This is a genomic window from Blautia luti, from assembly GCF_033096465.1.
Classification (GTDB): Bacteria; Bacillota; Clostridia; order Lachnospirales; family Lachnospiraceae; genus Blautia_A; species Blautia_A luti.
This window is the reverse complement of record NZ_AP028156.1, coordinates 687501-710475: the sequence shown is the minus strand read 5'-3', so window position 1 is coordinate 710475 and position 22975 is coordinate 687501. Positions and strand designations below refer to the sequence as shown.

The 22975-nt window shown below is 46.0% G+C and carries 21 protein-coding genes, 3 tRNA genes and 1 rRNA gene (1 of these 25 running past the window's edge); 6 read left to right on the top strand and 19 right to left on the bottom strand.

What is annotated here, in order from left to right; translation table 11 throughout:
* Positions 1-39: 39 nt before the first annotated feature.
* The 9 genes from R8695_RS03320 to R8695_RS03280 form a co-directional block, all read right to left on the bottom strand.
* Positions 40-1575 carry an ATP-binding protein gene (locus R8695_RS03320; protein ID WP_118511184.1) on the bottom strand — a complete coding sequence of 512 codons (1536 nt, stop codon included), beginning with the start codon at positions 1573-1575 and terminating at the stop codon, positions 40-42.
* A gap of 48 nt (positions 1576-1623) precedes the next feature.
* A complete protein-coding gene (locus R8695_RS03315) occupies positions 1624-2811 on the bottom strand; it encodes a vWA domain-containing protein (RefSeq protein WP_154780908.1) in 1188 nt (395 codons plus the stop codon).
* Between the two features lie 24 nt (positions 2812-2835).
* Positions 2836-3144 carry a hypothetical protein gene (locus R8695_RS03310; RefSeq protein WP_118511180.1) on the bottom strand — a complete coding sequence of 103 codons (309 nt, stop codon included), beginning with the start codon at positions 3142-3144 and terminating at the stop codon, positions 2836-2838.
* A gap of 169 nt (positions 3145-3313) precedes the next feature.
* Entirely contained in the window at positions 3314-4546 is a 1233-nt protein-coding gene (locus tag R8695_RS03305) for a 6-phosphofructokinase (RefSeq protein WP_118511178.1), read from the bottom strand.
* 154 nt (positions 4547-4700) lie between these two features.
* Positions 4701-6092 (bottom strand): uracil-xanthine permease family protein, encoded by a 1392-nt coding sequence (locus R8695_RS03300; protein ID WP_118511176.1) that lies wholly within the window; start codon positions 6090-6092, stop codon positions 4701-4703.
* A gap of 134 nt (positions 6093-6226) precedes the next feature.
* On the bottom strand, positions 6227-7954 hold the full coding sequence (locus R8695_RS03295) for a S8 family peptidase (RefSeq protein WP_118511174.1): 1728 nt from the start codon (positions 7952-7954) through the stop codon (positions 6227-6229).
* A gap of 30 nt (positions 7955-7984) precedes the next feature.
* A complete protein-coding gene (locus R8695_RS03290; protein ID WP_118511272.1) occupies positions 7985-8749 on the bottom strand; it encodes a prolipoprotein diacylglyceryl transferase in 765 nt (254 codons plus the stop codon).
* Between the two features lie 47 nt (positions 8750-8796).
* The gene (locus R8695_RS03285; protein ID WP_167515497.1) at positions 8797-9624 is read right to left on the bottom strand and encodes an arginase family protein; all 828 of its coding nucleotides are present in this window, start codon (positions 9622-9624) and stop codon (positions 8797-8799) included.
* Positions 9625-9628: 4 nt separating this feature from the next.
* Positions 9629-10525 carry an HdeD family acid-resistance protein gene (locus R8695_RS03280; protein ID WP_154780907.1) on the bottom strand — a complete coding sequence of 299 codons (897 nt, stop codon included), beginning with the start codon at positions 10523-10525 and terminating at the stop codon, positions 9629-9631.
* Positions 10526-10767: 242 nt separating this feature from the next.
* Here R8695_RS03280 and R8695_RS03275 point away from each other — a divergent pair, with 242 nt between their 5' ends.
* The 4 genes from R8695_RS03275 to R8695_RS03260 are packed head-to-tail and all read left to right on the top strand — an operon-like array spanning position 10768 to position 14624.
* Positions 10768-11553 (top strand): GDSL-type esterase/lipase family protein, encoded by a 786-nt coding sequence (locus tag R8695_RS03275; protein ID WP_154780906.1) that lies wholly within the window; start codon positions 10768-10770, stop codon positions 11551-11553.
* The gene (locus R8695_RS03270; RefSeq protein ID WP_154780905.1) at positions 11550-12044 is read left to right on the top strand and encodes a DUF4358 domain-containing protein; all 495 of its coding nucleotides are present in this window, start codon (positions 11550-11552) and stop codon (positions 12042-12044) included. The genes R8695_RS03275 and R8695_RS03270 overlap by 4 nt, the downstream gene beginning before the upstream one ends.
* 24 nt (positions 12045-12068) lie before the next feature.
* Positions 12069-13457 (top strand): MBOAT family O-acyltransferase, encoded by a 1389-nt coding sequence (locus R8695_RS03265; protein ID WP_118511161.1) that lies wholly within the window; start codon positions 12069-12071, stop codon positions 13455-13457.
* Between the two features lie 12 nt (positions 13458-13469).
* On the top strand, positions 13470-14624 hold the full coding sequence (locus R8695_RS03260; protein WP_154780904.1) for a DHHW family protein: 1155 nt from the start codon (positions 13470-13472) through the stop codon (positions 14622-14624).
* A 250-nt stretch (positions 14625-14874) separates the two neighbouring features.
* Here R8695_RS03260 and R8695_RS03255 read toward each other — a convergent pair whose 3' ends face one another.
* Together R8695_RS03255 and thiD are read right to left on the bottom strand one after the other, a co-directional pair.
* The gene (locus tag R8695_RS03255) at positions 14875-15612 is read right to left on the bottom strand and encodes a LytR/AlgR family response regulator transcription factor (protein ID WP_154780903.1); all 738 of its coding nucleotides are present in this window, start codon (positions 15610-15612) and stop codon (positions 14875-14877) included.
* A gap of 134 nt (positions 15613-15746) precedes the next feature.
* Complete coding sequence (thiD, locus tag R8695_RS03250; protein WP_154780902.1) at positions 15747-16571, bottom strand: bifunctional hydroxymethylpyrimidine kinase/phosphomethylpyrimidine kinase; 825 nt, start codon at positions 16569-16571, stop codon at positions 15747-15749.
* A gap of 222 nt (positions 16572-16793) precedes the next feature.
* On the opposite strand from thiD, the gene R8695_RS03245 reads away from it, so the two are divergent.
* Positions 16794-17024 (top strand): hypothetical protein, encoded by a 231-nt coding sequence (locus tag R8695_RS03245; protein WP_118511153.1) that lies wholly within the window; start codon positions 16794-16796, stop codon positions 17022-17024.
* Here the strand turns inward: R8695_RS03245 and R8695_RS03240 are convergent, their stop codons facing one another.
* The gene (locus tag R8695_RS03240; RefSeq protein ID WP_154780901.1) at positions 17025-17258 is read right to left on the bottom strand and encodes an aldo/keto reductase; all 234 of its coding nucleotides are present in this window, start codon (positions 17256-17258) and stop codon (positions 17025-17027) included. It lies immediately after the preceding gene.
* A 229-nt stretch (positions 17259-17487) separates the two neighbouring features.
* On the opposite strand from R8695_RS03240, the gene R8695_RS03235 reads away from it, so the two are divergent.
* Entirely contained in the window at positions 17488-18045 is a 558-nt protein-coding gene (locus R8695_RS03235) for a GNAT family N-acetyltransferase (protein WP_154780900.1), read from the top strand.
* A gap of 61 nt (positions 18046-18106) precedes the next feature.
* On the opposite strand, the gene R8695_RS03230 is transcribed toward R8695_RS03235, so the two are convergent.
* The 7 genes from R8695_RS03230 to R8695_RS03200 all read right to left on the bottom strand — a co-directional run.
* The gene (locus tag R8695_RS03230) at positions 18107-18310 is read right to left on the bottom strand and encodes a hypothetical protein (RefSeq protein WP_154780899.1); all 204 of its coding nucleotides are present in this window, start codon (positions 18308-18310) and stop codon (positions 18107-18109) included.
* 39 nt (positions 18311-18349) lie between these two features.
* Complete coding sequence (gene gltS, locus R8695_RS03225) at positions 18350-19537, bottom strand: sodium/glutamate symporter (RefSeq protein WP_154780898.1); 1188 nt, start codon at positions 19535-19537, stop codon at positions 18350-18352.
* Positions 19538-19555: 18 nt separating this feature from the next.
* Positions 19556-20527 (bottom strand): TAXI family TRAP transporter solute-binding subunit, encoded by a 972-nt coding sequence (locus R8695_RS03220; protein ID WP_154780929.1) that lies wholly within the window; start codon positions 20525-20527, stop codon positions 19556-19558.
* A gap of 175 nt (positions 20528-20702) precedes the next feature.
* Positions 20703-20773, bottom strand: a tRNA-Cys gene (locus R8695_RS03215).
* 32 nt (positions 20774-20805) lie between these two features.
* A tRNA-Glu gene (locus tag R8695_RS03210) sits at positions 20806-20877 on the bottom strand.
* A 44-nt stretch (positions 20878-20921) separates the two neighbouring features.
* Positions 20922-20994, bottom strand: a tRNA-Asn gene (locus tag R8695_RS03205).
* Positions 20995-21064: 70 nt separating this feature from the next.
* Positions 21065-22975, bottom strand: a 23S ribosomal RNA gene (locus R8695_RS03200); it runs 972 nt beyond the window's last position.

The following is a 22975-nucleotide window of genomic DNA, read 5'->3' as shown; positions in this document are numbered from 1 at the left end:
CTCGTAATCTTCTCTGTAGTTTCTTATTCACGTGCTCCTTCATATTTCCTCCATGGCATCCAGACAGGCCTGTCTTAAATCTTTTTCTTCTTTATTATATAAAAGCATTCCACTGTACCGGAAATATGCCGGACACCCATTCTCGGCGATAAATGTGGTCATTTCCCTGACTGCGGTAATCCCGGTCACCAGAAGCAGCATCTCCTGATCCTCACCGAAGCTCTCCTTCACAAAGGAAAATGCATTCTCCAGTTCTCTCTGCAGGCTCTGTATGAATTTCTCCCTGGCTGCAGGCTCTTCCTGAAAACACCTGCAGATCCGCTCAAATCCGCTCTGTGCAGACCGCAAATGTTCTTTCTTCGCTGTCAGAATGTATTCTTTTAATCTGCGTATAGCTGTTTCCTGACTTTTTTGTTCCCTGATGGAAAGTAATTCCATCTTTTTCTTAACCTGCAGGCTTTTCTCCTGCTCCCTGATAAATTTCTCAATAATGGAACTTCCATCTGTATCCTGAGAAATTTTTCTCACCTGTTCTCTCAGATGAACCAGCAGATCGTACATGATTTCAATCTGCTGATCCATCCGTGCATATTCTCCTGCTGTTTCCCTCAGCGTTCCCAGAATCAGGTTCACCACTGCAAACCGTTCCTCGAAACCGCCTCCTGCTGCCATGTGCTGCTTCTGTTTCAGCACCTCAGGATCCAGTTCTCCTCTCAGGATTGCGGGAATCTCATAATCTTCTCCATATTTCATATATAACTGATAAAATCCTGCGAAGTCTTCGGCAGTCTCTTCTTTCTGAAGAAATTCCCCTGCCAGCCCTGCACTGACCTCAATCCCCAGTTTCTCATAACTCTGAATCAACCGAGAAAGATCCTCCCATCCTCTGGCTGTCACGAAGAATTTTCCGTCTACCGTATTCTCCACCGAATAAAATCGTTCTTTTTTCATGGAAAGATAGGAAATGACCGCCTGGTGCACATTCTGCTGCGCAGCATATTTCAGCCATGTGTCGCAGTCCGGCTGGATTTCCAGTTTACGGACACGGTCCAGAGTAACGATGTCAAACTCCCTGACAGATTTATTATACTCCGGAGGATTTCCCGCTGCCACCAAAACCCATCCCTCCGGGATCTTATGGCTTCCGAAGGTTTTATTCTGAAGGAGTGCCAGCATAGCCGGAGCAAGGGTTTCTGATACACAGTTGATCTCATCGATAAACAGGATTCCCTCTTTTTTCCCGGTCTTATCCATACAGTCATAGACTGAAGCTACGATCTCACTCATGGTATAGTCTGTGACCATCATTTCCTTTCCACCATAACTGCGCTTCACGATTTCCGGCAGACCGATGGCACTCTGGCGGGTATGATGGGTAATGGTATAAGATACCAGCCCTACGCCGCACTCTGTGGCTGCCTGCTCCATGATGGCAGTTTTGCCGATTCCAGGAGGACCGATCAGCAGGATAGGTCTCTGACGAACCATGGGATAGCTATAATCCCCGTCTTCATCCTTCGCCAGATAAGCGCGAAGTGTATTGCAGATTTCCTTTTTTGCTTCCTGTATGTTCATTCTCTTTTTATACTCCTGTTCAACTGCTGGTCTGACCCTGCCGTTGGTTTACAGCCCGGTAATCAGGCATTTCGCCCAGGCCGGAACCAGTTTCATTTTATCCGTACGGTTAAGAAATACAAACGCTGTTTCATAATCCGGTTTCTGCCGTGGATAAATCCCATCTCCGTCTGTGAAATAGATCAGTGCCCTGAGACTTTTCAGTTCTCTGCGTTCTTTTTCCTGGTGGATCAGTTCGAAGACCGGACGGAAATCCGTACCTCCCCGTCCCTGAATGGTCACTGCCCTGCTGTACTCCTTCCACTCCTCTTCTGAATGGATCACGTCCACTTTCTGAATAAAGCAGTCACACTGGACAATATAGACCTTCATTCTGCGGAAAAAATTCTCTTTTTCACTTAAGATCGAATAGGTTTCTCCAAGGAATCTCTGCACCGTTTCTTTTGAGCAGGACCCTGAAGTATCTATGGCGATCACCAGCTCTTCCAGACGGTTTACTTCTTTATATTCCAGTGGTTCTATAAGTGGAAGATTCCCATAATGTTCCATACCGAAATGATAGAAAATATAGTCAAAACTCTCCGTGTCCAGCTCTACTTCTTCCCGTAGCCTGCAAAACTGCTTCAGGAATTTCCGGTAATCGTATTTGCTCCGGTAAATCTCGTCCATTTCTTCCTGACGGTTCCTTGTCTGAGTTCCCGCACGGCTCCTGGTTCCGGTTTTATTCTGGGAAGTATAGGTCAGGATCCGTTCCCACTTCTCTTTCGTTCTCCTGCCGCCGGATGCCTGTTCAGCTGTCCGCTGCCACAGGTTATGATCATCGAAGCCCGGATCTGCCACTTCTGTATCATCCAGCCACCGTTTCTTCAGGCTGTGGCACTCTTTCTCCTGAATGGCTTTATCAATCAGATCCTCCACAAAAGAATCACAGTCTCTGTCCCACTGGCTGATGTCCTTATCCGGTTTCATAAAAATATGAAGATACAGGCAGTGCAGTAACATATGGAGATATCCATGCCTCACAGTCTCCGGATCCTCTGCGTATTTTTTCAAAAGAAAAACCGGATTGAAATAGATCTTCTCCCCATCTGTCTGAATTGACGTGATACTGCTGTCAGCCTCATACTCCAGACCGGCAAATGCCCCGTCCAGATAGGGGAAATCCAGATACAGCTCATTTCGGCAGTTCTGGAGGATCTTTTTTCCCAGAAATTCCTGCTCCTTTTTATCACTCATAACATGACCGCCCCTTCTGCCAGATCACAGGGAAAAATCTTTCCTCTGATATCCGTATTTTTCGTTTTTCAGATGCAGCAGCCACACCAGAGAGCGCAGTCTGGTTTTCTCCTGGGCACACCGGATAAAAGTTTCCAGCTCTTTTATGGAAAACCAGCCACATTTCTCAAGCTGCTCCATCCGATCTGTATCTTCTTTCTCTATGAGAAATTCCATGGCAGGACGTATCCTGAGTTTCAGATATTTCTGCGCTTCCTGGAATTCTTTTGATCCCTTGTCAGGCTCATCCTGAAAATAAACATCCAGTACTTGTTCCAGTTTCCTGTCCTGCATGTTTCCCTTCCTTTCTCTCTAAATTAGTACATCGAATATTAAGTAACCGCCATACTGTAGTCAATGAGTTATGGCCCATATCATGATGATATGAGCCATAACTCATCTGCCGGTCAGACGGATATTCACAATCCGCTTCACTATGCGGCACTGCATCGAATACCTGTTTTTATTTGCGATAAACAAAGGCGGGCAGACCATCTTCCCCACAGGGAATTTCCACAGTTCCCTGGATAAGCGGACGGGCATAGCGGACAAAGGCTTCTGTGACGTCAGAACCCTCCGGGGTAATCCAGTCCAGAGGAACCGTCTTCTCTTCATTACAAATGTGGTTCACATCTTCAAGACCACATTCCATAAGATAAGTTCCGTCCGAAGTTTCCCTACGGATAAAGGAGATCATTTTTCCGGTTTCTCCCTTCAGTGCTGCCTGTACGCCATATTCCCCTGCTTTGATAGCTTCCTGCTGATCTGTGGCTGACATCATGGATGCGGAACAGCGCTGGCTGACATTCAGTTCCACAGAGCGGGCTTTGACACCGAGACGGCTGCGGACCAGATTTTCCAGATATTTGCCACATCCTGCCAGCATCTTATGGCCAAAGGTGTCTGTGCCTACAGAATTGTCATATTCACAGATGAAAGTCCCTTCTGCATCGTGGATGCCTTCGGATACGCAGACAATAACATTGCAGTTTTTCTCGAAAGATTTCTCTACTGCTTCCAGAAATGCTTCCTGATCGAAGGATATCTCCGGAAGATAAATAAGAAGCGGATTATCACCGGTGTATTTACGTGCAAGTGCGGAGGCTGCTGTAAGCCATCCTGCGTGGCGGCCCATGATCTCTACAATGGTCACGGATTTCTTCTCATAAACATTCGCATCAATGGTAATCTCACGAACTGTGGAAGCTACATATCTTGCAGCACTTCCGAAACCCGGCGTATGGTCTGTGTGTACCAGGTCATTGTCAATAGTCTTGGGTTCTCCCATAATGCGGATATCGCTTCCTGTCTGCGCCGCATACCGTGAAAGTTTACTTACCGTATCCATGGAATCATTTCCGCCGATATAGAAAAACCACCCGATATTCATCTCCTGGAATTTCTGAAAAAGTTTCGGATAGACCGGATCTTCCAGGGATTCCGGCAGTTTATAACGGCAGGAACCCAGATAGGCACCTGGTGTGATCTTCAGGCCATCCAGTTTCTCATCTGGAAGTGTTTCTGCGAAATCAAGGACTGTTCCGTTCAAAAAGCCTTCGATTCCGTTTACCATTCCATAAATATGTTCAATAGTTTCCGGATGTCGTCTTCCTTCTGAGACAACTCCGTAAAGGCTGCTGTTGATAACTGCGGTAGGGCCGCCGGACTGACCGACGATCAGATTCTTTCTGGACATAAGAGACCTCCTGTGTCGTTTGATTTTAATATTTCTATCAAATAGATATTTTTTATTATACCATAGAATGAAAAAGAAAAAATGAATTTTCCGAAAAAAAGATGTGCCTCCGCATTCCCCTGCGAAAGCACATCTCTTTTTCCCATATTTAATTTTATTCTCCGAATTCCTTATGGTCTTCTTCCAGTTTATGCTCTATTTCAATCTTTTTTTTTGCCTCTACTTTCTCCTCGTCCCGTATTTTCGGAAGGATGATATTCAGAAGTACTGCAATGATAGTTGCAAGAACAACCGGTGATTTGCCGAAGATCGTAGTCACCCATGTCGGGAAACTTGCAAGTGCTGCTGTTGCCTGGGATACACCCATTCCCAGTGCCGCTGCAAGTCCTACGATAGAGGAATTACGATAATCCATCTCAGCAGAAGCAACCAGTTTCATACCTGTCATTGCGATAGACGCAAATACAGATACTGTGGCACCGCCCAGTACACACTGAGGGATGGTTGTCAGGATTGCCGAGAATTTCGGAACCAGACCTGCTATACCAAGAATTGCAGCTGCAAGTCCCAGTACCCAGCGGTTGATGACTTTTGTGGTCGTAACGATACCTACGTTCTGGCTGTATGTAGCTGTGGGAAGACCTCCCAGAAGTGCTCCCACAACATTGGAAATACCGTATCCAACGATTCCTCTCTGCAGTTCCTCGTCCTTAGGAGTTCTGTCCATAGCTCCGATCGTTGTGGCAGAATAATCTCCGATCGCCTGAATAGAATTAATGGCAAACAAAATTCCCAGTGCCACACAGGACGATGGCTCGAACTGCACTCCGAAATGCATCAGAGACGGAAGCTGACAGACCCCGGCCTCACCAACACTTGAGAAATCCACCATTCCAAAAGGAATAGAAACCAGGTATCCTACAATAATACCGATCAGGATCGAAGCCAGTTTCCAGATTCCTTTTCCAAAATGGTTCAGTGCAGTAACAACGATCAGTGTAAAGAACGCGATCGCCCAGTTCTGCCATGAGCCGTAATCCGGATTGCTGGTACCACCTGCCATGTAGTTGATCGCAGTAGGATACAGAGAAAGACCAATGGTAAATACAACAGTTCCCGTGATCAGAGGTGGAAAAAATATCCTGATCTTCTTAACCAGCAGACCCATGACAACTGCTACAATACCGCCGACGATCTCCGCGCCCATGATCGCCGCGATGCCGTACGATTCCGCTATCGCCTGCATACTTGGCACGTAAGCAAAACTGACACCCATAATAATAGGCAGGCCTGAGCCGATTGCAAATTTCGCCTTTCCTCCGATTGGAAACAGCTGAAGCAAAGTTGATAATGCTGCAATAACCAGTGCTGACTGGATCAGAATAACCTGATCCTCTTTGGAAAGACCGCCCGGAACAGCTCCGGACACAATGATCGCCGGTGTCACGCACCCTACGATCATGGCTACGACGTGCTGCATGGCAAGGGGTAACGCCTCACCCATGCGGGGAATTCCGTCAGTTTCAAAAATACTGCCTCTCTTCATAATTGCCTCCCAATTTCTTTTGTACATTGTAACATTTTGCAGGCTAAAAAACAATTAGATAGCCTAATTATTTTTTGTCAAAAACTAAACAAGATTTGTCCTGAAAATTTGGTTATTATTTTCACATTTCACCCTTATTTTAATATTTCAAACGTATGATACAGATCCAGCCTTCCATACCCCCATCCCGGATTGGGATAATTCACATTTTCATCCCTGTCTGCCCCTTTCTGCAGAGCATATTTTACAATATTTCCCGATGCATAAGGGATATTTCCTCTGACAATGGCCCACTCCAGCATCAGAGCTGCTGCCCCCGCGGTGATGGCTGCTGCCAGGCTGCTCCCTGAACCGGTCCCGAACCCGCCGCCACGCAGCGGGATCAGCAGATTTACCCCAGGTGCTGCCAGATCCGGAGTTACCTGATTATCCGGAGTAAACCCTCTGCCAGCCTGGTAGAACAGACTGTTGTCTCTGTATTGATAAGCAGTGGCTGTAATACTTCTCACCGAATCCCCTGGTGCTGTGACTGTGTTATACGGGGTGGACTGGAGGAAATACGTATCTGCTGAGATCAGCCCCTGTACAGGAAGCCACATATGAAACCTGCTTCCCGACCCCTCCTGTCTGGTAACATGGATCTTCCAGATTCCCGGGGCAGGATGGAAAAAGCGAAAATACACCAGCTGCTTCCCTGTGGTCCTTTCCATTCCCACATAATTCACCAGAACCCTGGTTTCCGTAAAAATAAAAAACAGCTGCTGCGTCCCTGCTCCCAGTGAACTGCTCACATACAGGATCTCCCCTATAGGCGACTGCACAGATATACTGTACTCATCCGGAGGATTTCCCCAGAATTCCATATAGAAGCCCTCTTCCCCCTCTGCCACCCGAAGTTCGGCTGTTTCCTGACTGTTTTCCACAGACAGATCCGCTGTAAAATGATGCTGCGCTACTCCTTCATTTCCCGCAGCCACTGATACAGATACATTGGAATCCTCATTAATATAATTCAGGTATCTGCTCAGTTCGCTGTCCCCGATATGTGCCCCCTGACTGGTTCCAAGGCCAAGGCACACAGAAACCGGCATTCCCATCTTTCTGGCCATCCTCACAGCAAAGGCGATTCCAAGCATAATATCATTTTCCTGATATACCTGTGCATCCGGTGGAAACTGATAAAATTCCCTGAGATAGTTTTTCGCATTTTTCAATTTCACAATGATCAAAGATGCTTTCGGCGCTGCTCCCGAGAAATTTTCTGCCGGAACAGAATTTCCTGCTGCCAGCCCTGCCACAGCTGTCCCATGTCCGTTCTCATCTGCTGATGGAACAAGCTCCTCCGGCCTTTCGGATGCCAGCGCCTGTTCAATTTCCTCCCGGAAGAAAACCTTTCCATAAGGAACTTCTGCATTTTCCTGCCCCTCTATGGTCTGATCCCAGATACAGGCGATCCTGCTTCTGTCTCCTTCCATGAAAATGGGATTTCTGTAGTCAATTCCTGAATCGATCACAGCAATGGCCACCCCATCTCCCTGCAGCTTCAAATACGGATGATTCTGCATCCTGGTGATCCCTGCTGTATTCAGGGCATCTACATCCATAAATGTATAGCACTTGGGAATGGACGCATATGTATAGGAGTTGATCTCAAGGGGTCCCATCTCATCCAAAGGCACATAAAGTATCCCGAACATTTCATTCACAGGCAGAAATACACTTTCCGGCCTGCCTGCATACTGCTCCTCCAGACCTTCCCCATATTTCAAAATAAAATCCCCGAATCTCTCATCCTGCGCAGGCGGCACTGTCTGTGCAGAACAGGAAATATCGGGGAATTCATAATCTTCATCCCTGAACATAGCTTCCTCCAAAGTTCACTTTGTTACAGGCTATGCTCTTTTTTCACTTTTATTCATTTTTTCTGCCAGAAACCAGGTCAGGATCCCTGCCAGTACTGTAAAAATGCTGATAAACTGGGAAGTTGAAAGATTTCCCACACTTCCACGCTCCAGATCCCCTCTGAAAAATTCCAGGACAAATCTGCCAATGCTGTAGAAGATTAGATAACAGGCAGCCACCTGACCATCCGCCTTTTTATGCCGTGCAATGTACAGCAGCAGGAAAAAATGTCCGAAATCCAGAATACTGGAATAGATCTGCGTAGGGATCAGCGCTACATTGTTTGGTGCGAAATCCGAATTTGTAAATGTGACAGACAATGGACCTGAAGTTTCCTTTCCATAACAGCACCCTGCCAGGAAACAACCGATCCTTCCGAATCCCTGAGCCAACGCAATAGACGGCATCATCAGGTCAAAATATGAAAGAAATTTCAGTTTTTTTACTCTGCAGTAGATCCATCCGCTTAAGATTCCTCCGATAATACCGCCGTAAACCACAAATCCTTCCGACCCGATCAGCTGAAGGGGATCCTCAAGAAAACTTCTCCACTCTGTAATGCAGAAGAGAATCTTTGCCGACGCAAAACCGCCAATGGCACACCAGACCACCAGATAAAACACATGCTCATATGCCAGATGGAGTTTCCGTGCTCTCTTTTCCGCAGTGTACCATGCGCAGAGCAGTCCTACTGCGATCATGAATCCATACCCGTAAACCGTCAGCGGACCTATTGTAAGAAGTTCATTTTTCATGTCTGATTCCTTTCTCATGATTTATTTTCTTAACATTTTTCATGGGATCACTTCCCTCTTATGGGGAGAAACAGCTCCAGCAGTTCCCTGTTCGCCTTGTCATTGGAAGTGCTGTCATGAGCAGATTCCCTGTCACATTCCCCACAGATATCCACACCTGCGATCTTAAAAGGCACCTGTTCTGCACATTCCAGCGTCTGTTTTACACAGCCGGCAAGAGTCTGCAGGGACATGTCCCCCTGGCTCCAGGTAGTCTGTGCGTCTTCTGTTCCCAGCACATCCTTATCAATAGACAAATATAATGGCAGATCATTCCCTGCCAGAATACCCTTTAGTTCCTGCAAAATTTCCTCTTTTTTCAGCGATGCCAGATGCTCCCTGGAAAGAAAAACCACCTTTTCCTTCAATCTGTCTTCCACCTGACTGCAGGCCTCCTCATCCGGTCCTACGAGGATCACCTGGCAAAGTTTTTCCAGTTCTTCCAGAGCTGCTGCGATCCATCCTCCGCAGGACAAAAGACCTCCGAATGCAGGCAGCTGCATATCTGTATGATTATCAAATACCAGTAAGCGGAAAGGCTCTCTGATCCTGCCGATCCACAGCCTGGTAATATAGTGATAATTGCCGGAATCAATAAAATGGATCCCGGCAACTGGCACATTTTCTGTTCTTCTGTTGATCTCTGCGGCTGCTTCTTCATCACAGTAGCAGTTTGTACCGGAGATATCCTGAGCATCTACCCAGGATATCTCACTTATTTGTTCACATCTTTCTGAGTTTCCATTTCCCTGTAACCAGAATTTCTCTTCCTTATAAATCCCGGACAGATTCAGGATCACTGCCGGGAACATTCCCTCTGTCTTATCTTCTTTCATCTGTTCAGTCCTTCCACTCTTCCAGCGGTTCCTCATGATCATTCAGCATTTCCCTGATTTCCTTTCCAGGGCTTTCCTGTTCCTCATCCTTCCACTCCGGCTGCAGAACATCCTCTGCCTCTTCTGTCTGTACCTCCAAAACCTCTTCAGGCTCCACAAAAGGCTCCGTGTCCTGAATGTCAGCATTCTCTGCAGACGGCTCTTCATATTCAACAGGCTCCTCTGTCTCCGGCTCCGGTTCTGTGCTCTGCACATTTTCCAACTGTACAACAGTTTCCGGCTCTATTACAGTTTCCGGCTGCTGACCAGCTTCTTCCTGTGTTCCCTTCTCAGTTTCTTCCTTTTCCAGCTGACGCTTCTTTCCTTTTTTCAGGCATACTTTCAAAATGATCAGGAAAACAAGATCAGCCACACCATTAGCAGTAAGGATACAGCCGCATACCAGCAGCATTTTCGGTACAGACACAAAGGGAAAGAATAAGATCAGTCCACCCAGAATGATAAAAATAATGCTTCCTGCCAGCAGAACTTTCCACTGTCCCTGCTCCATCTTTTTCAGCCGGATACTTCCCTTCAGTTTCCAGATGCTGTCTACCAGTACAAATGCTCCCAGTAAATAAGGAAGGATCTTCACCACGATCTGGGGTGTAAAGAAAAGAAATACCCCAAGCACCAGCACGATCACTCCTGTAAACAGATCCAGGATCGTTGCTTTCTCCTTCTCAGCAGCATAAATTGCAATGTGATAGATTCCGGCAGCGATCATTACCAGTCCGAAGATTACTTTGCAGATAATATTTACTGTCTGATCCGGAATAAGGATCAGACACAGACCGAATGCAATGTAAAATACAGAGGACACGATCTCTCCCTTCAGAAAATTTGAAATTTTTTTCCCCACGAATACTCCTCCTGACTTCTTTTTCTCGTATATTTTGTTGTTGATTTACTTTTAACAGAAGTATAAACCCTTTCACATTTTCCGTCCACAGACATCTGTGAAAGTTTGTGTAAATTTTGTGAACTTTTTCCTTGAAGTTTTTTCCTTACGTATTATAATGAATTCGATACGTTTCGCAAACTAACGAATTTTACTGCAACTCCCGCGCAAACAGCGGTTTGCAGGATCAGAAAGGATTTATTTTGAAAAATAAACAGATAAACAAATTTTTTCTGCTCATTCCGGCAGGTGTGATCCTGGCAGGTGTCCTTCTCTTTCTGGGACTTCGGAACTCCGGGAATGACACAGACTGTCAGAACACTGTCGCCACACTCCAGACTCTGGAGAACAGTGATATCTCAGAAACAGAGCAGAAACTCCAGGATCTGAAAGCGCAGGAAACCCAGGACGCCACCGAGGTAACCGATGATACCACCCTTCTTACAGATGTTCAGCTCCGTCAGGTATTCGCAGGAAGTGTTATCCTGGGAGATTCCATCACCAATTCCATTGTAGAATATGGATATCTGGACACTGATGTGGTGGTTGCCAAGCTTGGCCTGAGTGTTGCAGGTGCAGATGAACAGATCGATACTGCCATCGGCCTGAAGCCAACCCACGTATTTATGGCATTTGGTTCCAATGACCTGGAAACCTATGGTTCCAATTCTTCTGAATTTATTGCAGCTTATAAGACCCAGATCCAGAAGATCCAGGCTGCACTGCCGGATGTTCCTATCTACATCAACTGTATCCTGCCGATCACGGATGATGCCATCGCAGCCACCCCTGATCTGGCATATTATCCCGAATACAATGATGGTCTTCAGACCATGTGTCAGGAAATGGGATGTACTTTTATTGATAACTCTTCCATCATAGAATCCAGTTCAGAAAACCTGTATGAACCGGACGGTGAGCATGTGATCCAGGATTATTATCCGAAATGGCTTACCCATATGGCACAGGTAGCGGGGTTACAGGCATGAAGAAGACAGGCAGAAGTAATACAGACATACATACTTTTATCAAAGCCGGCCTGGTCATCCTGCTGGTGGTTTATCTCACTTTGCTTTACACCGCTGATAATGCAAAAAATATTCCCATAGAGCAAATCACTGCATCTATGGAATCTGATGAAACCATTACTTCTTTAAATAAAGAAGGACGTACCGATCTGAAACACTATTATCAGGTGGACGAACGTGATATTGACGGATATTTCTTCTACAAAGCTGCTTCTCCTATGGCTGTAGAGGAAATCTGCATCATGAAGGCCAAAAACAGTGGACAGGCTGCCACTTTATTGGAGAGCGCCCAGTCCCATCTATCCAGCCAGAAGAATGTTTTCGAAGGCTACGGTACAGACCAGATGGCACTTTTAAACAATGCCCTTGTGGGCAAAAAAGGAAACTACGTATATTATATGTGCGGAGCCGACGCTGCCAGCTGGCGCAGTGCTTTCCTCGCCCTGATATAACAACCAGATTGGAGAACATGAATTATGGTATTTAACAGCATCTTTTTTATTTTCTGCTTTCTTCCGGTATTTATGCTGATCTATTATCTGGTTCCGGGAAAGCTTCGCAATCTTATTCTTTTTCTGGGAAGCCTTGTTTTTTATGCATGGGGGGAACCGGTTTATGTGATCCTCATGCTGTTTTCCAGTATTTTTAACTATTATATGGGAGCAGAGCTTGAACGCCTCTATTACGATGAGAAAAGACAGAAGCTTAATCTGGTATTCGCAGTCATCGTAAACCTGGGGATCCTGGTATTCTTTAAATACTACGGTTTCCTGCTGAATACCATCGGCGGGATCACAGGACTCCACATACCCCATCCGGAGCTGTCGCTGCCTATCGGACTTTCCTTTTACACTTTCCGGAATCTGTCTTACCTCTTTGATGTATATCTGAGTAAGATCAGCGCGCAGCATAACTTCCTGACTTTCGCCACTTACAGCACCATGTTCCCATACACTTCCGCCGGACCTATCGTGCGGTACACAGATATCCAGGAACAGCTGAACAGGCGAAGCATCAATATCACTCGGTTCGGAATGGGCGCAGAACTTTTTATCAAAGGCCTTGCCAAAAAGGTGATCCTGGCAGACAATCTTTCTGCCTTATATGCCGGAATCTGCGGAACTTCCCGCATGTCAGTCCTTACCGCATGGATCGGTATCTTCGCCTATACCATGCAGCTGTATTTCGATTTCAGCGGATATTCCGATATGGCCATCGGCCTTGGCAAAATGCTGGGATTCGATTTCAAAAAGAACTTCGATTACCCTTATATTTCCACCAGTGTATCCGAGTTCTGGAGACGCTGGCACATTTCCCTTGGAAGCTGGTTTCGGGATTACACCTACATTCCACTGGGCGGCAACCGCGTTTCCACACTGAAACATGTACGGAATATCCTAGTTGTATGGGCTCTGACTGGACTGTGGCATGGTGCAAGCTGGAACTTCGTTCTCTGGGGTGTTTATTACGGTCTGTTTCTTCTTCTGGAGAAATTTGTCCTTGCCTCTCTTCTGGAGCGGCTGCCCCAGTGGTTGCGTATCGCCTACACCATGTTTGTAGTAATGATCGGCTGGGTATTTTTCAGCCAGACTGATTTCTCAGCACTTGGTACTTACCTTGGAACGCTGTTCGGAATCGGTGCTGCAGGTTTCGCAGACAGCACTGCACTGTATTACCTGAAAACAGGCTTCATCCTGTTCGTGGTTAGTATCCTGGCATGCAGACCCGGGCTGTACCAACAGTTTAAACGTCTCCTTCAGCGCAGGCCAATGACTGCTGTACTTGTTAATTTTATTTTACTGGCACTGTCCATCGCATATATGGTCTATAACTCCTATACACCATTCTTATATGCGAAATTTTAAAGGAATTACATTATGAAAAAATCAATCAGAAATTACCGGCTCTTTCTGGGGCGGATGGGACTTTTCTTTTTCTTCATCCCCATCGTGGTGCTTATAGCAGGGATCCTCATTCCTGACCGTGGATTCTCCGAAAAAGAAAACAGGGTACTGGCTTCCAGGCCTGCCCTGAAAGCAGACCAGCTCGCATCCGGAAACTTCGAAAAACAATTCGAAACTTACAAAAATGATCAGTTTCCTCTCCGTGATATGTGGATCACCTTGAAAGCAGGTACTGACCGTCTCATGGGAAAAGTGGAAGAAAACGGCGTTTATCTGGGCACAAGCGGCTACCTTATGGAAGAATTCAAGGCTCCCCTCCAGCAGCAATATGATGCTACAGTCAGTGCCATGACAAACTTCGCCTCCAGACATTCGGACCTGAAACAGTATGCACTGATCGCCCCCAACTCCGTCAATATATTAAAAAGCAAACTTCCTGCTTTCGCACCTGTCCAGGATCAGAATCCATGGCTTGACAGCCTGAAAACTTCCCTGACAGATGCAGGTGTTACTTTTATTGACGTAAGGGATACCTTCCGCGATCATAAATCCGAAGAACTTTATTACCACACAGACCATCACTGGACCACCCAGGGTGCCTATTATGCATATCAGCAGGCCGCTGCTGCCATGGAGATTGATACATCCTCTGATTCCTACGAAAAGGCCCCTGTTACCCGTTCTTTCCAGGGAACCTTATCTGCCAAAAGCGGATTTCGTTCCGGGGAAAAAGATGAGATCGATGTCTTTCTCCCCACCGGGGAAAACACCCTTTCCTCTGTGATTAATTATGTAGATGAGCAGAAAAAATCTGCCAGCTTCTATGACACCGAACAGCTGAAGACCAGAGATAAATATGCCCTGTTCTTCGGCGGAAACCATGCACAGGTAAAGATCAGCACCCCTACGGAAACCAATCACACACTTCTGGTGCTGAAAGATTCCTACGCCAACAGCCTGGTTTCATTCCTGGCTCCCCATTACCGTAAGATCATCATGGTAGACCCCCGTTATTATTACGGAGATCTGGAAGAACTGATCCAGGTAGAAAATGTTCAGGAAGTCCTGTATCTGTATAATGCCAATACTTTCTTTGCAGACACTTCTCTGGAACTTGCTCTTTCATAACAACAGACTTTCATAACTGAAAATCCCCTCAGGATTCGATGCCGCGGTTACATCCAATCCTGAGGGGATTTTTACACACACATTCCACATTTTTCTTTCACACACAATTCACACATTTTTGCGGCTGATGGACACATTCGCCGCTTCCGCGTTTCTTGAACCAGGTCTTACCCGTCGTAGTGATTATATCAAAGTATTTCTTTTATTTTTCATTTTTGCATATTCTTCAAGTTTTTTGGCAAAATCCTCATTACCTGTTTTCCTGGTCTTTTTTCTCACCAAAATGGCTCACAAAATATTCATAATACTGATCCAGGATTTCTTTTCTTCCTCTTACGCGGACAGGAACAATGGTGCCGTCCCGCAGTTCGAAGTCATCTTTGGCATCCTTTATATAGTCCATGTTTACCAGATAACTCTGATGGCAGCGGACAAAACGTTTCTCTCCGATCCGCTTCTCAATCTCACTGAGCTTATCCTGTGTCGTGATCTGAGATCCATCTTCCATATGAAGTGTCACGGTGTGTCTGTCACTGTCTATGTACATGATATCATCTGTGTACGGATAACGGTACTGCCGCTTATTTTTGATGGCAACCCTACGTTTCATATCTGTTTTCAGGATTCTGTTCAGAAGTGCTTTCAGTTTCTCTTCAGAATAATGTTTCAGCAGATAACCGGCCGCCTGCACTTCATAACTTTCCACCGCATAATCCGGCGATGCAGTCAGAAATACAATGGGGATCCTGCACTGAAGGGCGCGAAGTTTCCTGGCTGTTTCCATCCCGTTCAGCTGATCCATATAAATATCCAGAAAGAGCAGTTCTCCCTCGAGATACCCTTCTTCCGCATCTGCCACGAGCACTTCACCGGAGGAATATTCGATAATGGAAACTTCCTCCTGGATTTCCTCGAAATATTGAATTAATATATCTTTTAACAGGAGTCTCTCCAGTTCCATGTCATCACAGATAACAATTTTACGCATTTATTCTTCCCCTTCTGAAATATTTTCCCTTAAATCATACAGGTAGTCAAAAACTCAATCTGTTCTATTATATACAAACACTATCCTGAAAACAAGCCTCTTCTTGACTTTTGTATTTCAATGACTTTATGTTTTTATTTCGCTGCTGTACTTCCTGCAGATTCTTCTGTGTATTCATTATGAACAGCAAATCCATGATCCATGGGGCCGCTGCCTTTTCCCAGGTCAAGCATGGCAGACAGAGCTCCTGATATGTACTTTTTGGCACGTTCTACAGAAGTCTCCAGATCATAGCCTTTCGCCAGATTAGAAGCAATAGCACTGGACAAAGTACAGCCAGTTCCGTGAGTATTGGGATTATTGATCCTTTCCCCGTAAAACCATCTGATCTTCCCCGCCTGCCACAGCAGGTCATTGGCGTCATTCAGCTGATGCCCTCCTTTACAAAGCACAGCACAGTGGTATCTGCTTCCGATCTCCTCTGCAGCACGGATCATATCCTCACTGGAACGGATCTTCCTTCCTGTCAGCAGCTCCCCTTCCGGAATATTGGGAGTAAGGACTGATGCCATGGGAAATAGTTTTTCTTTCAGTACATCAACTGCCTCTTCACTGATCAGGCGTGCACCGCTGGTAGCCACCATCACCGGATCGATCACAATATTGTCTGCGTGGTATTTCTTCAGCCTGTCCGCGATCACATGGATCAGTTCTGCTGATGATACCATTCCGATCTTCACTGCATCCGGATAAATATCTGTAAAAACAGCATCCAGCTCTTTTCCCAGAAATTCCGGCGTTACTTCCATGATCCCGGTAACCCCTGCAGTATTCTGTGCTGTAAGTGCTGTAACTGCACTCATGGCATAAACTCCGTTGGTAAGCATTGTTTTAATATCAGCCTGGATCCCTGCCCCTCCACTGGAATCACTGCCTGCTATGGTTAATGCTGTCTTCATACTCCCTTGCCCTCCTGGTTTTATTTTTTGATCTTTTTTCAGACACGCTTTAATATAATATTATTATAAGATTGTTTTCGTGCCTGTCAAGTTGTTGTGAACTTTTTCTTTTGCTGTGCTATAATAGTTATTGTTCACCGGTAATATCCTGCGAGGTGTTTTTTTGTAAGCGAAGGTCACAGAAAACCCGAAACATATTATATAGAGAAAGAAGGCTTTTTCATGCGTCAGGAAAAATTCAAAATGGAACGACAGGGGCTGATCGAGATTGGAGATGAAATAGAAATTTCTGAATATCAGTCATTTATGAACTACAGCTACATTATCGAACCTGCAGTAGCCATGTCAGGCTGCTATCCCAATGCACAGAGGATCAAGGCGCGAAAGGGGATCGTACGTAATATTGAACATACCCCAAGGGGATTTATCGTAACAGCAGAATTCGAAGAATAACTAAAAGCACCGAAAGCGGAGAGATTCCTCTCTCTTATAGCGGCTGGAAAGACAATCTTTGATCGCGATCTCACTTTTTCCATCCAGATATCCATGTACAGTGTCAAAATAATTAAACCCGTTTTCCAGAAATGTATCTACCATCTTACAGGTCTGCTCTTTGTCAACTTCTCCACTCTCCAGCATAGGAAGACGCACGCACCCAAATCCAAAATCCTTTTTTATTCTGTCCATTCTTACTGCTGCTCTTTCATAAAAAGCAGACCACCTTTCTTAAAACTCATTGCTGTTCATTCCATGTTTTATTCCGCTCCCGGATTTCTGCTTCCACAATTGACGTATATTTCCAGAAGTTATATACTGTTTGGCAGTTACAATTTTATCATACATCATAAACTGCACTTTAAGTCAACGATTTTTCTGGCTTCTCTGACTTGAAGTGTAGCTTTGGAGGAAAATCATTATGAACAGCGAAATGATCATCCGCACTGCCTCTGAAGCAGATGCACCGGTTCTTCTTGAAATTTACGCACCTTATGTGGAGCGCACAGCTATCACCTTCGAATATGAAGTTCCTTCTGTGGACGAATTTGCATCCCGCATCCGCAATACCTTACAGAAATATCCTTATCTCGTCGCCGAAAAAGGCGGCCGGATCCTGGGATACGCCTATGCCGGTCCTTTCCATGACCGTCCTGCCTATGACTGGTCAGTAGAAACTTCGATCTATGTAGATACTTTCCTAAAACATATGGGGATCGGCCGTAAACTTCATGACGCCCTTGAACAGGCTCTTCAGGAACAGGGAATCCTGAACATGAATGCCTGCATCGCTTATCCCTCCACAGAAGATGAATACCTGAATAAAAACAGCGTAGAATTCCACACTCACATGGGTTACCGCCTGGTAGGAGAATTCTATAAATGCGGTTATAAATTCCACAGATGGTATAATATGGTCTGGATGGAGAAACTTATCGGCGAACACCTTACTGACCAGAACCCACCGAAATTTGGTTAGAACAAATGACAGAAAAACAGCGAAGCTGACATTTTTGTCTGCTTCGCTGTTTTTATTAACATTAGTTCCTTTTCTTCTTTATATGGATCTCCGGGATCGCCACATTCTCATAGGTGATGGGTTCCCTGCTTCGTTCATCTTCGACAGTCTCCTCCGGTTTTACTTCATGGGTATGTACCTCCGGCACTGCCAGATTTTCACTTTCTATTTTATATTCTGATGATTTCTTTCTTTCACCTTTTCTGAATAATTTCTTTCCAAACATTGCAAACCCTCCTCATCCTTGTTCTCTCGATATCGGAAATTATAAAAAGTTAATAAAGAATGTAATAACCAGACTGTTAAGGAAATCTGCAAATAAGCTTCCTACAAGAGGAACCAGCAGATATGCCTTTACAGACGGTGCGAATTTTTCACAGATTGCCTGCATGTTCGCCATGGCATTGGGTGTGGCTCCCATACCGAATCCACATACACCGGAGGAAAGAACCGCTGCATCATAATCTCTTCCCATTACATTGAATACTACGAAATATGTATACACAAACATGAGAACGGTCTGGCCTGCAAGCAGGATGATCAGTGGAAGGGCCAGATCTGCAAGCTGCCACAATTTCAGTGTGATCATAGCAATTCCCAGGAACAGAGACAGGCTGATACCACCGATATCATTGATCTCACCCATATAGATTGTGAATTTTCCGGAATATTCTCCGATATTACGGATAAATGCCGCTGCTATCATAGCTCCAATATATATCGGAAAAGTCATTCCTGTCAAGGACAGAAGTTTCGATACGATCGTTCCGATACCGATGGCAATGATCAGCTGAAATACTGCTGACGGATACATACTGGTATGTCGTTCGTGCTTTTTCTCCTCTTCTACCAGAAGGCTGTCATCTTCCTGGACAACCGTTTCCAGAAGGTTCTTCTTCTCGATCAGACGCTTACCGATAGGACCTCCCATCATACTTCCTGCAATCAGACCGAAAGTAGCTCCTGCTGTACATAAAGTACTTGCCCCTGAAACCCCGAAATCCTCCAGAACAGGGCCGAAAGCTCCTGCCGTACCATGTCCTCCCACCATTGGGATAGAACCTGTACAGAGGCCTACCAGAGGGCTGATATGGAGCAGCTTTGCCAGCCCTACAGCCAGGAAGTTCTGGGAAAGGATCAATGCGATCACAAGCCCCAGAAAAATGATCAGTGATTTGCCGCCGCTTTTCAGTACTTTCAGATTCGCCTGAAATCCTACGGAAGTAAAGAAAAATACCATACACACTTCCTTCAGGATATCATCAAAAGAAAATTCTACGATTCCCGTCACATAACACAGACAGGTAAATACAGCAAACAGCACACCTCCGATTACCGGAGCCGGAATACAAAATCTCTCCAGTATGCTGAATTTGGTTTTCAAAAATTTTCCCAGCATCAGTACGACAACTGCAACAGCTATCGTCTGATACATATCCAGTTCTATTTTCATCTTCTCTTACCCTGCTGCTTATTTGCTTCCTTTCTCTGTTGTTACATCCACACCTGCAGACTCATAATATTTCACAGCTCCTTTATGGAACGGAACAGAAATTCCCTCCACTGCTTCCGTCTCATCCAATGCAATATCTGCTGACAAAGAGTACTGTAATTCCTGTTCATTGGCAAATAATGTCCGGGTAAGATTCTCTACTGTCTTCTCTGACAGTTTATCGCTTGCAAGTAAAACTGCTTTTACTCCTACTGTCTCTACCGGTTCTGTCTGACCTGTATATGTCTCAGCCGGGATCTCATATTCTGTATAGAAATCATAAGCTTTCAGCAGCTTATCTTTTCCCTTTTCATCCAGATCCAGAAGACGGATCCCACACTGCTTCGCCAGCTCTCCTATTACCGTTGTCTGTATACCGGCAGTACAGAAGAACGCATTGATCTCGCCATCTTTCAACTCGCTGGCGGCTTCTGTATAATCCAGATTTACTTTATCAACCAGCTGATCTGTCAGACCATATGCTGCCAGGATCTGACTGGCATTCTGCTCTGTTCCGGATTCCTCTTCACCTACGCTTATTTTCTTTCCCTGAAGGTCATCTACTGATCTGATATCTGAGTCATCCCGGACTACAATCTGACATGCTTCTGTATAAAGCCCGGCTATTGCACTATAACCCTGGTACTCTTTTCCTTCAAAGATCCCTGTTCCATAGTAAGCATCATTCGTAATATCTGCCTGAGCGATGGCAAGCTGTACATAATCATCTGATAATAAACGAAGATTCGCAGCAGATCCTGCTGTTGTTTTTACTTCCATTTTATAGTCTTCATCCGACTGCGCAATATCACTAAATGTATCTGCAAAGGCATGATACATACCGCCCAGACCGGCAGCTCCGAAACGGATCCTGTCAGTTATAGTTCCGCATCCTGCTGCAATGCACCCTGTCAGAGCCAGTATCAGCATTCCTGCCACTGATCTTCTCATTGTACTTAATTTTATTTTCTGCACAAAAACACCTCTTTATTTTTTGTTTTACGCTTTATTGTATCACAGTTTGAAACTGTTTGAAAGATTAAATTTTCCAATCCGTAAAGCACCCTGCTCATAAAAAATTGCAAAAAAATACCTCAGATAACTTTCATTATCTGAGGGTTTCAAGAGGTGCCACCCGGATTTGAACCGGGGATAGAGGTGTTGCAGACCTTTGCCTTACCACTTGGCTATGGCACCATATTTAATTATATGCAAGATTTCTTACATAATGACTCCAAGGGGATTTGAACCCCTGTTACCGCCGTGAAAGGGCGGTGTCTTAACCGCTTGACCATGGAGCCTGGTAGAAAATTTAATTTAGTATCGGACTTCATGTTTCCGAAAACTCCCCCTGTTGGACTCGAACCAACGACACTGCGGTTAACAGCCGCATGCTCTACCGACTGAGCTAAGGAGGAATAAAGGTTTGCACCTTCAAAACTACATACATGTTGACATTTCCTTGAGATTCATTACTTCCTGCGATTCTTGGTCAAGCCCTCACCCGATTAGTAACAGTCAGCTCCATGCATTACTGCACTTCCACCTCTGTCCTATCTACCTCGTCGTCTTCAAGGGGGTTTACTTCTTTCGAATGGGATATCTCATCTTAAGGGGGGCTTCACGCTTAGATGCCTTCAGCGTTTATCCCTTCCGGGCTTGGCTACTCGGCCGTAGACTTGGCAGTCTAACCGATGCACCAGCGGCCCGTCCATCCCGGTCCTCTCGTACTAAGGACAGCTCCTCTCAGATATCCTACGCCCACGCCGGATAGGGACCGAACTGTCTCACGACGTTCTGAACCCAGCTCGCGTACCGCTTTAATGGGCGAACAGCCCAACCCTTGGGACCTACTACAGCCCCAGGATGCGATGAGCCGACATCGAGGTGCCAAACCACTCCGTCGATGTGAACTCTTGGGAGTGATAAGCCTGTTATCCCCAGGGTAGCTTTTATCCGTTGAGCGATGGCATTCCCACTTAATACCACCGGATCACTAAGCCCTACTTTCGTACCTGCTCCACCCGTCGGTGTCGCAGTCAAGCTCCCTTCTGCCTTTGCACTCTTCGAATGGTTTCCGTCCATTCTGAGGGAACCTTTGGGCGCCTCCGATACCCTTTCGGAGGCGACCGCCCCAGTCAAACTCCCCGTCTGGCATTGTCCCACCGCCGGGTCACGGCGGCTGGTTAGAAACCCAATACTGCAAGGGTGGTATCCCAACAGCGGCTCCATAATAACTGGCGTTACTATCTCCTAGCCTCCCACCTATCCTGTACATGCAATACCGAGTCCCAGTACCAAACTGGAGTAAAGCTCCATGGGGTCTTTCCGTCCTGGCGCAGGTAACCAGCATCTTCACTGGTACTTCAATTTCACCGGATGCATTGTCGAGACAGCGCTCAAATCATTACGCCTTTCGTGCGGGTCGGAACTTACCCGACAAGGAATTTCGCTACCTTAGGACCGTTATAGTTACGGCCGCCGTTTACTGGGGCTTAAATTCAAAGCTTCGCTTGCGCTAACCTCTCCTCTTAACCTTCCAGCACCGGGCAGGCGTCAGCCCATATACCTCACCTTTCGGTTTCGCATAGACCTGTGTTTTTGCTAAACAGTTGCTTGAGCCTATTCTCTGCGGCCTCATTTCTGAGGCACCCCTTATCCCTAAGTTACGGGGCCATTTTGCCGAGTTCCTTGACAATGCTTCTTCCGCCGGCCTTAGGATTCTCTCCTCATCCACCTGTGTCGGTTTACGGTACGGGTACGGTATAAACAATAGCGGCTTTTCTTGACGCATGGCTCACGGACTTCGTTACTTTATTTCACTCCGCATCACGGCTTCCCATTGCCACCCGGATTTGCCAAAGTGACTGGTACCCCGCTTGCACCGGGCTTTCCATTCCCGGCTTCCGCTTTCCTTACGTGTCCCCACAGTTCTGTCATACCGCAGTACAGGAATCTCCACCTGTTGTCCATCGGCTACGACTCTCGTCCTCGCCTTAGGCCCCGACTTACCCAGAGCAGATCAGCTTTACTCTGGAAACCTTGGATATTCGGCCTAGAGGATTCCCACCTCTATCTCGCTACTCATTCCGGCATTCTCTCTTCCATGCAGTCCACAGCTCCTTTCGGTACTGCTTCTTCCCGCATGCAATGCTCCTCTACCAACCTTTCGGTTCCTTAGTTTCGGTGGCGCGTTTCAGCCCCGGACATTTTCGGCGCAGGACCTCTCGACCAGTGAGCTATTACGCACTCTTTGAATGGATGGCTGCTTCTGAGCCAACATCCTGGTTGTCTTCGAAATCCCACATCCTTTTCCACTTAACGCACACTTTGGGACCTTAACTGAAGGTCTGGGCTCTTTCCCTTTTGACCGCCCAACTTATCTCGTGCAGTCTGACT

Coding starts and splice junctions, on each gene's coding strand:
- R8695_RS03320 (WP_118511184.1), bottom strand. CDS start 1,575: ATGAACATACAGGAAGCAAAAAAGGAAATCTGCAATACACTTCGCGCT.
- R8695_RS03315 (WP_154780908.1), bottom strand. CDS start 2,811: ATGAGTGATAAAAAGGAGCAGGAATTTCTGGGAAAAAAGATCCTCCAG.
- R8695_RS03310 (WP_118511180.1), bottom strand. CDS start 3,144: ATGCAGGACAGGAAACTGGAACAAGTACTGGATGTTTATTTTCAGGAT.
- R8695_RS03305 (WP_118511178.1), bottom strand. CDS start 4,546: ATGTCCAGAAAGAATCTGATCGTCGGTCAGTCCGGCGGCCCTACCGCA.
- R8695_RS03300 (WP_118511176.1), bottom strand. CDS start 6,092: ATGAAGAGAGGCAGTATTTTTGAAACTGACGGAATTCCCCGCATGGGT.
- R8695_RS03295 (WP_118511174.1), bottom strand. CDS start 7,954: ATGTTCAGGGATGAAGATTATGAATTCCCCGATATTTCCTGTTCTGCA.
- R8695_RS03290 (WP_118511272.1), bottom strand. CDS start 8,749: ATGAAAAATGAACTTCTTACAATAGGTCCGCTGACGGTTTACGGGTAT.
- R8695_RS03285 (WP_167515497.1), bottom strand. CDS start 9,624: ATGAAAGAAGATAAGACAGAGGGAATGTTCCCGGCAGTGATCCTGAAT.
- R8695_RS03270 (WP_154780905.1), top strand. CDS start 11,550: ATGAAGAAGACAGGCAGAAGTAATACAGACATACATACTTTTATCAAA.
- R8695_RS03265 (WP_118511161.1), top strand. CDS start 12,069: ATGGTATTTAACAGCATCTTTTTTATTTTCTGCTTTCTTCCGGTATTT.
- R8695_RS03260 (WP_154780904.1), top strand. CDS start 13,470: ATGAAAAAATCAATCAGAAATTACCGGCTCTTTCTGGGGCGGATGGGA.
- R8695_RS03255 (WP_154780903.1), bottom strand. CDS start 15,612: ATGCGTAAAATTGTTATCTGTGATGACATGGAACTGGAGAGACTCCTG.
- thiD (WP_154780902.1), bottom strand. CDS start 16,571: ATGAAGACAGCATTAACCATAGCAGGCAGTGATTCCAGTGGAGGGGCA.
- R8695_RS03245 (WP_118511153.1), top strand. CDS start 16,794: ATGCGTCAGGAAAAATTCAAAATGGAACGACAGGGGCTGATCGAGATT.
- R8695_RS03240 (WP_154780901.1), bottom strand. CDS start 17,258: ATGGACAGAATAAAAAAGGATTTTGGATTTGGGTGCGTGCGTCTTCCT.
- R8695_RS03235 (WP_154780900.1), top strand. CDS start 17,488: ATGAACAGCGAAATGATCATCCGCACTGCCTCTGAAGCAGATGCACCG.
- R8695_RS03230 (WP_154780899.1), bottom strand. CDS start 18,310: ATGTTTGGAAAGAAATTATTCAGAAAAGGTGAAAGAAAGAAATCATCA.
- gltS (WP_154780898.1), bottom strand. CDS start 19,537: ATGAAAATAGAACTGGATATGTATCAGACGATAGCTGTTGCAGTTGTC.
- R8695_RS03220 (WP_154780929.1), bottom strand. CDS start 20,527: ATGAGAAGATCAGTGGCAGGAATGCTGATACTGGCTCTGACAGGGTGC.